Consider the following 15,543-nt stretch of genomic DNA (forward strand, 5'->3'; position numbering starts at 1 on the left):
ATGAAAAAATATTTACTATTCGTTTTCATTTTTTGCTGTTCAATCCAAGTTTTCTATGCCCAACAAGAAGATGGAGTTGTCTCTTATGTAATTCCGCCTGGAAATTCTTTGAAATTCAATTCTTTTGTTATTAACCCTACATTTAGTTTTGTTAGACAGCAAAGTGCGTATATAACTTTGTTTAATAAGACACAATGGGCTGGTTTTGAAAATGCTCCAACAACTTATTTGTTAAGCTATTCAGGTCGTTTTAGAGAGGATGAAGGTGTGGCTTTGGGTGTTTTTCAACAATCACAAGGAGTTCTTTCAACTACAGGTTTAGTTGCAAATTTTGCTCATAATATTCTATTGCAAGAAGATAGTAATTTGACTTTTGGAATCAATTTAAGTGCATATAAAAGTGGATTGAATAGTGGAAAGATTATTTCAAATTATCCAGACCCATCATTGGATAATATACCTTCAAATACTGTAATGACCATCAACCCAGGTATCAATTACGGGACTGCTTTTTTTGATTTTGGATTGGCCTTTAATAATTTAGTTTCCTATAATTTTAACTCTGGAATATTAAAAGATGATCCTAATAAAGGAATCGTAGGTCATGTTATGTACACTGGTTTTATAGATTCTTATGGGTTTTTTGACAAAAGCAAATTTTCTGGTTTAATCAAAACTGAAGTTAATAAAGAAGAAACTGTTTTTTCTGGATCTGCTATGTTTACAATTCCAAAAGGAATATGGGTACAAGGAGGTTATCATTCTATTTTGGGAATGACCGCTGGTTTTGGACTTAATATCACCCCAAAAATAGCTCTTGAATATTCTTATGGGATGGGATTGGGTGATATTTCAGATTTGGGCGCTTCTCATATAGTTGTATTGGCTTATAAGTTTAAAAATAATAATTTTGATTACGGAGATGATGAAGAAGAAGGTGCTTTAATAGAGCCAGCTCCAATTCAAAAAACATCGACTGCTAAACCAAAAGCAGATACCAAAACAGTTGCCGATACAAAGGCTGTACAACAACAAAAAATTGCTGAAAATAAAGCCAAGCTAGCTGCAGATGCGAAAGCAAAAGCTGATGCAGTGGAAGAAGCTAAAAAAGCTAAACTAGCTGCTGATAATAAAGCCAAAGCTGATGCGGCCGCATTAGCATTAGCGAAAAAACAAGAGCCAGTTTCTAAAGCAAAATTGGCAGCAGATGCCAAGGCAAAAGCAGATGCTGATGCTTCTGCGAAATTAATTGCCGATGCTAAAGCAAAAGAAGTTGCAAAAGAAAAATTAGCTGCTGATGCTAAAGCTAAAGCAGACGCAGATGCTGCCGCAGTGAAACTTGCTGCCGCCACTAAATTAGCTGCTGATAACAAAGCTAAGGCTGATGCAGATGCAACCACTGCAAAATTGGCTGCAGATGCCAAAGCAAAATCAGATGCTGTAGCTGCCGCTAAATTAGCTGCCGATAATAAAGCTAAGGCTGATGCCGATGCAGCTGCTGCGAAACTTGCTGCTGATGCTAAGGCAAAATCAGATGCTGAAGCTGCCGCTAAATTAACTGCAGATAATAAAGTTAAGGCTGATGCCGATGCAGCTGCTGCGAAACTTGCTGCAGATGCCAAAGCAAAATCAGATGCTGAAGCTGCCGCTAAATTAGCTGCCAATAATAAAGTTAAGGCTGATGCCGATGCTGCTGCTGCGAAACTTGCTGCTGATGCTAAGGCAAAATCAGATGCTGAAGCTGCCGCTAAATTAGCTGCCGATAATAAAGTTAAGGCTGATGCCGATGCAGCTGCTGCAAAACTTGCTGCTGATGCCAAAGTAAAATCAGATGCTGAAGCCGCTGCTAAATTGGCTGCCGAAAATAAAGCAAAAGCTGATGCTGCCGCTGCAAAACTTGCTGCTGATGCCAAAGCGAAATCCGATGCTGAAGCCGCTGCCGCTAAACTTGCTGCTGATGCTAAAGCAAAATCAGATGCTGAAGCCGCTGCTAAATTGGCTGCCGAAAATAAAGCAAAAGCTGATGCTACCGCTGCGAAACTTGCCGCTGATGCTAAAGCGAAAGCCGATGCTGATGCCGCTGCCGCAAAACTTGCTGCTGATGCCAAAGCAAAATCAGATGCTGAAGCCGCTGCTAAATTGGCTGCCGAAAATAAAGCAAAAGCTGATGCTGCCGCTGCGAAACTTGCCGCCGATGCCAAAGCGAAAGCCGATGCTGATGCCGCTGCCGCAAAACTTGCTGCTGAAAATAAAGCCAAAGCTGATGCTGCTGCTCAAGCTGAACAAGATAAAATTGAAGCTGCCGCTGCTGCTAAATTGGCTGTTGAGGCACTTGCCAAAGCCAAAGCCGATGCCATGCCAAAAGATGAGTATGGAAAATCAATGGATAATTTGACAAAGACACTTGAAGATTCGAAACGTAAGCAACAACAATTGTTATCTCGCTTGGATGCTTCTGTGGCGAATAAGCAAAAAGCATTGAGAGAAATGAGGGAAGAAAATGATTTAAGTGATAAAGGTATTGTAAAAACTACAGTAGAATTCAAAAGTACTTCTGGTGAAAATGCCGAGTTGGAATCTATTAAGGCACAAATTGCCGAGGTAAATAGAGCTCAGGCAGAATCTTTGGATGAGTTCAATAGACTTTATGCTGAAAGACTTAAAAAGACTCCGAAGAATGATTTAATTAACCAAAATTATTTGAAGACTATTGAGAATTTAAAAGCGGAACAAGCAAAAGCAGAGCAATCTAATGCTATCATGGCTGCCAAACTTGAACAAATCAAAGTAGAAACTGAGATAGAGAAAAAACGTAGAATTAAGCGTGCCGCTTCTTTGAATGATCAAGATCGTTATACGCAAGATTTGGCTACTCTGAAACGAATAAAAGAAACTACAAAAGTAAGTAGTACACCATTAAAAGCTGAAGATTTTGATTTTGGAGAAAGCCAGTCCAACATGCAGATTATTAAAAACAATAAGAATGTTGAAAGTGGTTATTATGTAATATTAGCTGTTCATACTGATGCTCAAAAACGTGATGCCTTCGTTACTAAAACAGTAGCTGCTGGACAAAAAGAGGTGAATTTCTTCTATGACGCTAGTTCTAGTAAATATTTTATTTACGAAGCTATGTTTGATAATTTGGATGAAGCGACACAGGCATTGGGAGAGAAAGGTAAGAAGCCTTATAATGGAAAAATGGTAATTGTTAAAATTCAGAAATAAGTCTTTTTTAATGGAGTTGTCTTTTTCAAATATTTTTTTAAACATTTGCTAATTATTCTTATGAAATGATTATTTTTAGCGCTTTAAACGATGATTTGTAGCTTTAATCGACTTTTTTAAAAAGCTTTTTATCGCTCTGTTTTTTTAAAGATTATATAAATACAATAAATAACGCGCTGTTTTTCAGGCATTTTAAGTGAGAAGTTGTGTTGTTTGTGTTAAAATTTAACATTTAATTTAAAATGAGATTTTCTTATAATAGTGTCTCCCCCCAAAGAGAGCTATTTGAAAGGAATTCTTCAAAAATATATTTACCATGAAAAAACCTACTTTTTCTAATTTTTTTGTTTTGATATTTTCTCTGTTTGAAAATTTATTTCAAAAGAGTGTAAGTTTAAATTTTTCAATTTCGAAAGAATTGAGAGATTTGAAAAAATCTTTTTTACAAAGGAATTCTTTTTCAATTATGCAAAACAGAATTGCTGTTTTGTTATTTCTTTTCTTTTTAATAACAACTCTTTCTAGTTTTTCTAATGTAGAGAGCTCTTCTTTGTTGTCTCTTGTTAATGCTAAAAGCATCGAAGTAAAAGTTGATACGTTAGTAATTGGCGCAGATTCGTTGAAAAATAAGATTACTGTTACTAATGGAAAAGCATTGATTTCCAATACTGCAGCTGAAATTACAAATCCCTTAATTAAATATGCAACAAATTCCTATGCTGGGCAGGTTTCCCAATGTCCTAATGATGGTGATCTATTGCCTAAATTATTTTTATGTGGTGGAAATGATTCTAGACTTATCCAAACTGGAATAACAGATGCACGATCCATAATCTGGGAAAGATTTATTTCTGGGGGTAGTTGTACAACTGTTTCAAATAGCGATTGTGCCAATAAAAATGCATTAGCATCTTGTTGGGTAGCAGTTCCAAGCGTTGCGGGTACTCAAGGTCAAGATTATCTAGCAAATTCAGCAGGACAATTTCGTGTGAAAATTACTGATAGCACTGGGACTCTTTATACTTTTTACTTCAATGTTTATCAAAACGCCTTAATACCTACTGCTGTTGCCAAAAACAATATTGTTAAATATGGTGCTACTTGTGTAATTCCTGGTAAAATTACTGTAGGCGGATTTGGTGATGGTTACCAATATAGTTTTACTACTGGATCTACTCCAGGAGCATGGAATGACAGTAATGTTTTTACTACGACAACGCCTGGTACTTACACGGCTTTTATAAGACTAAAAAATGTTGTTGGTGCATGTGAATTTAAAGTTATAAACCTTGAAATTAATAGCTTAGATTTTACTGTTTCAACTGTGATTACTGCGCCTAAGTGTAATGGTGACAAAGGGAGTGTTAACGTTGTTGCGAGTAATGTTGGACTACAATATAAATATGAAATTTATAATAATGCTACAACATTATCAGCTGGTTCTAGTGGTGGCTATATTAAAGATACGGCCAAACTTTTTACTGGTTTGACTCCTGGTACCTATACTATAAAAACTTATGTGGAGGGGACTTCTTGTATGGTTGATATTCAGACAAATGTTGTTGTACCAGCAGCTCCAGCGGCTTTAACAATTAATTTAGTTCCCACAGCATTAGCAGTCTGTACTCCAGGTAAAATTAGGGTTGACGCAACAGGTGGTACCACTTTTTATAGATACTGGGTTAATATAAACAATGCCGGTTTTGTTCTAAATTCAGATAAGAACATTACAGTGGTACAGCCAGGAACTTATGAAGTTCGTGTTGAAGATACAAATGGCTGTTCCATTTCGAAAACAATTATAGTTGATCCCGTTGATAAACCAGTTTATACTATTACTAAAACGGCTGGAACATGTACAAATCCAAATGGATCAATAACAGTAACATTATCAGACAGGAAAAGTTATAGTTATATAAATGTAAAGATAGATGGTGGTAGCTTAGCTGCTGGTACCTATCAAACAGTAACAGGAACTACTTATGTATTCAATAATCTTCCTCCTGAAAACTATATTATAAGTATTGAGTACAAAAAAAGCAGGAATGATAGTTACTGTATTGATCCCGACGCTCCAATTTCAATTGGGCAAACAACTGCATTAACTGCGTCAGCAGGGGTTGCAGAATTATCTGGTTGTGGTCCAGTAGGAAAAGAACTTCAAGGAAAGGTTAGGATTACGAATGCAGAAGGTGGAGTTCCTATATCAGGGACAAATCCTTACCTATATAGTTTTGATGGTAAAGCTACTTGGGTAACCACAAAAGAAGCATATGTTGATCCAAGAACGCATATTCTTTATATCAAAGACGCGAATTGTGAGGTTGCATTGGCGCCCATTACTTTAGAGACAAAACCTGCTGCTCCAACAATTAGTGTTGATGCTCCAGTATTTAATTGTGATGGTTCGGCTACAAGTACGGTAACGGTTACTAATAGCGGAAGTGGATCTCCTCAATTTAGTTATGACTATTATATGGATGGAGTTCTTAATACAAGTAGTCCTTCAAACATTTTCAAAAATGTCACTCAAGGAGATCATACAATAACTGTTAGCTATAATGTATTAAGTGTTCCTACCGAAAGCGTATTGTTAAATGAAAGCTTTGGTTCAGGACCAGATGTTAGTTCTCCGGGAATTAATCCAAATTTTTGTTGGGAAAGACAAGTTGAAGCGACAAAATGTAATGGAGATAGATTATTTGGAAATGGAGAATACACCGTTACCAATTCATTAAAAAACAATCCTTATAGCGGGTGGCATAATCCTGTGGATCATACAAGTGGTAGTGCGAATGGAAGATATTTGGCTGTAGATGCCGGAAATTCAATTCCTAATAACGCGGTTCTTTATAGAAAAACCATTAAAGATATTATTCCTAACCAACCAATTAAGGTTACGTTTGTTGGTACCAATTTATTGAAAGTTGGAAATACACAACCAGACGCCTCTCTTACTGTAGAATTACAAAATAGTGCTGGAGTTGCTTTGTCTTCTCAATCTACAGGTGGAATACCAAAAACTAATGGTTGGGTAGAATATACAAAAACTATCAACCCCGGTAATAATACAACTTTAGATTTTGTATTGCGATTAGAATTATCACAAGTAAATGGTATCGATTTTGCTGTTGATGATTTAGTGGTTACACAGATGCCTAAGGCCTGTAATACAGTAGCTTCTTTTCCTTTAGTTGTTGATGGGAGTAAAGCTTTTTCGGCTGGTATAACAGGATATAAAGATGTAAAATGTAGTGGTCAAAGCAATGGTGAAATTACGATATCGGCTCAAAATTTTGACAAAGTTAAAGGATTTCAATATTCAGTAGATGGTGGTGCTTGGCAAACTGTAATTCCGGTTCCAGCTTCAACAAGCGGAAGCAAAACTTTAACAAACCTAGGAAGCAAAATCTATAATATAAGTATTCGTTACGATTCAGCAGCAGGTAGCTGTACATTTCCATTTTCTAAAGAAATAAAAGCACCAGCAGCTTTAACTGTTTCTGCTTCTGTAACCAAAATAGCTACTTGTACAACAGGAGCAACGATTACAGCTGTGGGTGGAGGAGGAACATCTCCTTACCAATATGAATTACGTAAATCTGACGGAATTACTGTAGTAGCTCCATTCAGTTTCAGTAATAATGCAGTATTTACAGGTGTGCCAGTTGGTAATTATACAGTTTTTGCCCGTGATATTAATTTGTGTGTCAGCAATGTTGTTGGTGTACCTGTAAGTGTAGTAAATCCTCCAGCGGTAACAGCAACTTTGGATGCAACTACTGACTGGTGTTATACTTCAGCTAATCCTGCATCTTTAGTAGTTAATGCTAGCGGTGGAGTTGGACCATATTCTTATGCATTAGATGGAAATGCAAATACACCTGCTAATTCAAAAACCTTTAGTAATGTTGCACCAGGTACGCATTCAATTGTTGTGACTGATAGCAATGGGTGTACAGCCACAATATCAAATATTGTTATTTCGCCTCCATTGAAACTGAACGCAGTTTTAACACAAGATCTAACCTGTTTAGTAAGTGCATCTATAACAGCTACGGTTACTGATGGATATGCAGGACCATATACTTACAAAGTTTCTTATAACGGAGCTACGGCTACAACAGTTGCTTCTTTCCCATATACGACTACACTTGCTGGTACCTATGTGTTTACAGTTACTGATAGCAAGAGCTGTCCGGCAACTAGCAATACTATAATTGTTTCTTCAAAAACAACGCCAACATTAACTGCTAATAAAACCGATATTACTTGTAATAATAAAAATGATGGTATTATTACAGTGACAGCAGGTAATGGTTTTACTAGTTCTTACACCTATGCAATTAAGTTAAATACTGCAGCAACATATACTACTAAAACTACGAATCAATTTACCGGTTTAGCGGCGGGGACTTATAATATTAAGGTTATTGATAGTAAAGGTTGTGAATCTGCGGTGACTGACGTTACGATAATAAATCCAACTGTTGTTGGAGGAACTATTAGTGCAACAGAGTTAGGTTGCAGTAGTACAGGTACTGTTGCTGCAAAGATTACAGTTATTGGCTCAGGTGGGGTAGGTCCTTATGAATATAGTTTTAATGATGCTAATCATTTTGGCTCTGATAATATTTATTTTACAAGTACACCAGAAACTGTAACTGCTTATATTAGAGATAAAAATGGCTGTCAGTTTGGGCCTTTATCGAAAACAATTAGTGCTAATACACTTATTGCTGGTATTGATGTGTTTTTTGAGACTGGTCTAGAGTGTCCAGCATATAAGGCGCATGTCAAATTTCAGGCTATAGGAGGATTATCTCCTATTCGTTATCAAGTAATTGCTGTTCCTTCGGGTATAAGTATTCCAATTGAAGCATCTGGACAATATAGTCTTGATCCAGGGGACTATGTTTTTACAGCTATTGATAGAAATGGATGTTCTGTTGAGCGACGTTACCATGTAAAAGATGTGCCAGATATTGTTGCAGGAGGTTCTGTGCTTACTCCTATTAAATGTTTTGGAGATAAAGGAACTATTGAGTTTACAGTTACTGGAGTAAAAGATAGAGGTTATGATTATGTGATTAAAAATGCAAGTGGTGGGATTGTACAACAAGATGATAATATAAGTGAAACCATTACGACAGTCAATGTTCCTACGGCTCTGCCAGTGGGAGTTTACACGATTACTGCAACTGACCGAAAAACGAAATGTACAGGTACTTATGCAGTGAATCTTACGCAGCCAACAGCTGCTTTGTCAATATCGAGTGCTAGCGCTACTCATGTAAACTGTAACGATAAAAATTCGAATATTACGGTAACAGCATCCGGTGGGACAACTAATTATAGTTATGCGGCGGTAAAAACGGGAGCTGCAGTGCCTACGGCTTTTGCAGCAGGGAATGTTGTAACGGTAAATACTAATTCTGGAGCTGATTTAGTTTGGGATGTGTATGTAAAAGATGCTAACGCATGTACCGTAAAAACTACCGTAACGGTTATTAAAGATGCTATACCATCGGTAACAGCAGTTGTAAGCAACCAATGTACTGCTTCTGGAAACAATTTTACCATTACTGCTACCGGTACTGGAGGAATAGGCACATTGACTTATGGAATCAATGGTGCAGCAGGTGCTTTCCAATCTGCAAATACATTTACTGTTGCAGCTAGTGCAACGCCATATACCGTTTGGGTAAAGGACGGTAATCAATGTACGGCTTCTGCAGCTGCAGTAACCGTTTATCCAGAACTGACAACTTTGACTTCAACAAAAGTATTAGATTGTTCAACCAGTCCAGATGCAGTAATAACCACTACAATTACAGGAGGAAAAGCGCCTTATACTTATACGGTTCAAAAAGGTACAGGAACAATAAGCGCCCCAAGCGCATCAAGTTCGTCTTTAACTTTTACATATAATGTAAGTAATGCAAATGCAGGTGCTTACAAATTTGTTATTACTGATGCAAATGGATGTACTTCTATTGCCACAGCTACTGTAACGGCAATTACGAATCCAACAGTAAGCGAGACACACATAAATGTTAGTTGTAACGGATTAAGTGATGGTTCAGTTACCTTAACAGGAGCTGGAGGTTCAGGAGGATATACTTACAGTAGAAATGCGACTTCTGGTTTTACAGCTACTGCTACATTTTCTGGTTTAGCTGCTTCGGCCACAGCTTATACTTTTTATGTTAAAGACAGCAAGGGGTGTACAGGATCAGTTTCTGTTACTATAACTCAGCCTACTGCTTTGGTTGTATCAGCTTCAGCAACAAGTTTGAGCTGTAACGCTACCAATGTAAAACAGTCCGCTTTGGTTACAATTAATGTTCCTACAACAGGAACATCACCTTATGAGTATAGTTTTAATGGAGGCGCATATGATGCGGCAAGAACATTGACTGTAAATGATAATGGATCGAATCAAACGATAAATTATTCGGTAAAAGATAGTAAAGGCTGTATCAAAGCAGGAACAGCAATCATTATTAATAAGTTAAACAAGCCAACCGATTTAACGTTTGCCAATGCAGTTGTTACATGTTCTGCACCAACTACTACAGTTACGGTTACTGCTGTTAATGGAGTTGGGACTTTACAATACGAAACTATAGCTCCGTCTGTAGTGATTCTAGGAAAACAACCATCAAATATTTTTGCTGGTTTAGCAGCGGGTGCTTATACTTTTAAAGTAACGGATGCTAATGGATGTTATTATTCAGAATTACATACAATTGATGCTGTTACTCCAATTGCAATAACAGGAAATGTTGATTTAAATGTAGATTGTAAAGGGAATTCAACAGGTAAAGCTACATTTACTGTATCTGGAAATGTTACTGCGGGCGCTTATACATTTGCGTTAACATCAGGAACATTAGGAACAGGAACATTAACAAAATCTGGAAATACGCTTACGTTGGCCAATGTAAAGGCTGGAAACTATAAAGTTCAGGTAACAGATACAGCAACAGGCTGTAGTGACGATTATCCAGTAACGATTAAAGAGCCTATTGCTGCTTTATCAATCGCGAGTGCTGCAGCGACTCATGTAAACTGTAATGATTATAATTCAAATATTACTATAACAGCATCGGGCGGGACAACTAATTACGGTTATGCAGCGGTAAAAACAGGAGCTGCGGCGCCTACGGCTTTTGCAACCAGCAATGTTGTAACGGTAAATACTAATTCTGGAGCTGATTTAGTTTGGGATGTGTATGTAAAAGATGCTAACGCATGTACCGTAAAAACTACCGTAACCATTATTAAAGATGCTATACCATCAGTGACAGCAGTTGTAAGTAACCAATGTACTGCTTCTGGAAACAATTTTACCATTACTGCTACCGGTACTGGAGGAATAGGCACATTGACTTATGGAATCAATGGTGCAGCAGGTGCTTTCCAATCTGCAAATACATTTACTGTTGCAGCTAGTGCAACGCCATATACCGTTTGGGTAAAAGACGGTAATCAATGTACGGCTTCAACAACGCCAATTACAGTTTATCCGCAGTTGACGGCAAGTGCTGATGTTACCAATACATTAGATTGTTCAACCAGTCCAGATGCTGTAATAACCACTACAATTACAGGAGGAAAAGCGCCTTATACTTATACGGTTCAAAAAGGTACAGGAGCAGTTAGCGCCCCAAGCGCATCAAGTTCGTCTTTAACTTTTACATATAATGTAAGCAATGCAAATGCAGGTGCTTACAAATTTGTTATTACTGATGCAAATGGATGTACTGCCATTGCTACAGCTACTGTAACGGCAATTACGAATCCTACAGTTACTGCAGCGCCAACGCAAGTAAGTTGTAACGGATTAAGCAATGGTTCAGTTACCCTAACAGGAGCTGGAGGTTCAGGAGGATATACTTACAGTAGAAATGCAACTTCTGGTTTTACGACTAGTCCTACATTTTCTGGTTTAGCTGCTTCGGCCACAGCTTATACTTTTTATGTTAAAGACAGCAAGGGGTGTACAGGATCAGTTTCTGTTACTATTACTCAACCTACAGTTTTGGCAGTATCAGCTTCAGCAACAAGTTTGAGCTGTAACGCTAGCAATGTAAAACAATCCGCTTTGGTTACAATTAATGTTCCTACAACTGGGACAGCCCCTTATGAGTATAGTTTCAATGGAGGCGCATATGATTCGGCAAGAACATTGACTGTATATGATAACGGATCGAATCAAACGATAAATTATTCTGTTAAAGACAGTAAAGGTTGTATTCAAGCTGGAACGGCAGTTACGATTAATAAATTAAACCCTCCAGCGATTTCGAATATTGTTCATACACCAATTTATTGCTTACCAGTTGCCAGTACTACAAGTACAGTTACTATTACTAAGACTGCAGGAACTGGAACAGGAACAATTACTTATGCAATTACGGCTCCTTCAACAGCAGTGACATCAAATACAACTGGTGTTTTCAATGGTTTAGCAGGAGGTACAACTTATACTTTTAAAGTAACGGATGCTAACGGATGTTATGATATAGATACTCATAACGTTCCTGTAGGAATACAAATTGCGGTAACAGCAACAAAATTATCTGATGCTGATTGTTTTGGTTCTAATGCAGGTTCTATTCGTTATAATGTGAGCGGTTTTACAACTACTTATAGCTATAGTGTAAATGGAGGAACTGCAGTTCTAGGACAAACAGCTGCAGAATTTACTTTGCCAAACCTTATTAAAGGAAGTTATAATGTTCTCTTTACTGACGAGACAACAAAATGTACTATTTCAAAACCAATAACTATTAATGGGCCAACAACTGCTTTATCTGCAACTGTTGCGCAAGTAAATGCTAATTGTAATGTTGCAACATCAAAAGTTACTGTTACGCCAACAGGAGGAACTGCTCCTTATACATTCGCTTATAAGATAAATGGTGTAGCACCAGGTGCAAATGATTATGTTGGGACTACCAATATTGGAAATTTAAACCCAACGACAAGTCTAAGTTGGGATGTATGGGTAAAAGACAGTCAAGAATGTACTTTTAAATTAGACGTTACTGTTGCCAAAGATCTTGATCCAACCGTGAGTGCTTCAGTACTGAATCAATGTACTGCTTCGGGAAGCACATTCCAAATTAAAGCTGTTGGAGCTTCTGGTGTTGGTCCATATACTTATACTATTAATACAGGTGTGGCACCAAGTCCAGCTGATACATTTACAGTACCTGCAGGGACTTATACAATTACTGTTAAAGATGCTAATAGCTGTCCGAATACAATTTCTGTTACGGTTAATGACGCTTTAGATACAGATGCTATTTTAAAGAAAGACTTAACTTGTTCTACGCCGGCTAGTGCTCAAATTGATGTTACCATTAATGGAGGAAAAGCCAATTTTAGTTATAAGGTTAAGTTTAATGGAGGAGTTTATGGAAGTTCAACAGCTGTAACGGGAAATACATTTACCTCTAATCCAACTGTAGCGGGAACTTACCAGTTTGAAATTACAGATGCCAATGGCTGTAAAAAGGAAACGAATGTTATCACTGTTAATCCAATTGTTAATCCTGTAATTACTTCTGTAACTGAAACACAATCTATTAAGTGTAATGGAGATAATACGGGAATACTTACGGTTAATATAGATACAACTAAAGGTTTAGGTCCATTTACTTATAGTATTAATGGCACTACTTATCAATCTTCTAATATATTTACTGGACTAATAGCAGGAACATATTCTGTTACGGTAAAAGACAGTAAAGGTTGTATCAATCCCGTGCCTTATAGCGCCCCAATCGCACAGCCAAATCCAATTACTTTTACTTTGTCTAATGTTGAGATTAAGTGTAATGCTTCTTCTGGTTCAAGTTTAGGTTCTATCACAGTTTCAAATGTTTTAGGAGGTACAGGTTCTGTTGCAACACCATTTAAATATTTTATTACTAATAATTTTGGTGATGTAATTGCTGGAAATCCTTATACTGCAACTACTACAGGACGTGAAAATCACACTTTTACGATTATCAATTATGGTGTTTATACAATTAATGTTGTTGATGCCAATGGATGTAGTTTAACACAGAAAATTACGATGGCTTCGCCACCTACTGACTTAGACATTAATGTTACCTCTCTAGCATCAAATTGTACAACTGGAGGGACTGCAAAGGTTGAAGTGAAAACTTTAATTGCTAGCGGTAATTATGAATTTGGTATTTTAGAATCGAACATTTCTCCATACACTACAACTTGGTTTGCTCCTGATGCACTAGGAGGAAAAATTAAAACTTTTACTAATCTTGTTCCTGGAGTGACTTATACTTTTGTAGTTCATGATAAAACTACCCAATGTTATTATGTAGAGGCAGCTAGTGCGCCTATTCTTCCGGCATCAGCATTAACAGCAGTACCTATAGCTAAGAATGTTACTTGTCAAGGATTAAATAATGGTAGCGTTACTTTTACACTTAGTGGATTTTATAGTACAACAACTAGTATAGATTATCAAATTTTTAGTGCTTTTTCTAATGTTGCTGTTGGAGCTGTTGGTAATAAAATTGTTACAGGTGCACCACCTTATACAGTTACGGCCCCAAGCCCTGGTGCTTTATCTCCAGGACAGTATTACATTAAATTTATTGAAAATGGAACAGGAGCTTTTAATGGATGTAAATCTGCTTCAGCCATTTTTGAAATTAAAGAATCATCAATTCCTTTAACTGTATCCGCTTCAGTTATTAAAAATGAGAATTGTGATAATTTAGGTATTATAACTGCATTGGCAAAATTCGGTACAGCACCTTATTTGTATATGATTACGGGTTCAGCTACAGCACCATCTGCAACTGATTCTGCTTGGAATTCTGCTAGCACATTCACTAAAGCAGCAGGAACTTATTACGTTCATGCAAAAGATGCTTATGGATGTATTCAGCCAAGCGCCATCGTTAATTTGATTAAAGACCCTGCGCCGGTAATTGCTTTATCAGTAGTTAATAAATGTGTTGTCGAGGGAACTTTTAGTATCAATGTTAACAGAACTACTGCAGGAATTGGCACTCATTCTATTAGTGTTGATAATAGCACTTTTACAAATGTCACTGTATGGCCTCATATTATTACTGGATTAAATTCTGGCCTTCATACTATTAAAATTAAAGATGCCAATGGCTGCATTGATACTGAGTCAATTACAATTTCTAAGCCATTAGTAGCTACTGCTGCAATTACGACCTTGCCAACTTGTGCCAATAATGATGGTGTAATTACTATGTCCGGAAATGGAGGTACAGGTCCTTACACGTATACAATAGTGCCAATGCCAGTAGGAGTTACTATAGTAGCAAATGTAATTTCAAAATTACCTGCAGGAACATATACTGTTACAATGACTGATAAAACCATACCAACTACTACACCAACGAATTGTAGTACAACGGCTTCAGTCACGTTAATTGCACCTACTGCGGTTACTTTTACAACAGTTACGACTCCTGTAGTTTGTAGCGGAGATTCTAATGGAGTTATTACTGTTAACTTGGGAACTGGAAATAATAATCCTAATTATACTTATGAAATTACCGCTGGCCCAACAACACGTATAGCTCAAGCTTCTAATGTGTTTAGTGGTTTACTTGCTGGAACTTATACTGTAAAAGTTAATTCAGGCAGAGGTTGTTCAGATATAAAAAATAATGTTATTGTTGGATCACCAACACCTTTAAGAGCTAGCTCAATTTTAACGACACCATTAACATGTGGAGCTGCGAATGCTGCACAACCTGCTACTGTTACTGTTACAGCTACGCCAGGAACTGGAACAGCTCCTTATGAGTATAGTTTTGATTTAGGAGTTAATTATTCTTCAACAAATACGTATCAATCGTATGTTGGAAGAACTTTTAATGTTTATGTGAAAGATGCTAATGAATGTATCTATATACTGTCAAATGGAGTTAATATTCCAGTTTTGGATGCTCCTACAGGAATGGATATTACTGGCACAGCAGTGTATTGCAGTCCGGCAGTCAGACAAACAAGTACAGTTTCAATTACGAATGTTGTTAAGGGAGTAGGAACAAAAACATATTCCATTTTGTCACCAACAAGTGCAGTTGGCAATATTACTGGCCAATCAAGCGGAGTATTTACAGGATTGGTACCAGATACATATACATTCCAAGTAAAAGATGCTAACGGCTGTACGTATCAAGAATCTTACACAGTAGATTCAGTTACTCCAATAGCTATAGTTGGAGCCTTAGCGAGTGATATTTCATGTAATGTTGCTAACGGAATAAACAATAATGGTTC

The 15,543-nt window shown here is 37.1% G+C and carries 1 protein-coding gene and 1 pseudogene; both read left to right on the forward strand.

The window, feature by feature from the left end:
* Nucleotides 1-3,228, forward strand: a complete 3,228-nt coding sequence (locus J2W95_RS09100) for a PorP/SprF family type IX secretion system membrane protein (RefSeq protein ID WP_310006142.1) — start codon at nt 1-3, stop codon at nt 3,226-3,228.
* A 466-nt stretch (nt 3,229-3,694) separates the two neighbouring features.
* Nucleotides 3,695-15,543, forward strand: a pseudogene (locus tag J2W95_RS09105) (SprB repeat-containing protein); the annotation flags it as partial.

This window comes from Flavobacterium granuli (assembly GCF_031456055.1).
In the GTDB taxonomy this organism is placed as follows: Bacteria; Bacteroidota; Bacteroidia; order Flavobacteriales; family Flavobacteriaceae; genus Flavobacterium; species Flavobacterium granuli_A.

Coding starts and splice junctions, on each gene's coding strand:
- J2W95_RS09100 (WP_310006142.1), top strand. CDS start 1: ATGAAAAAATATTTACTATTCGTTTTCATTTTTTGCTGTTCAATCCAA.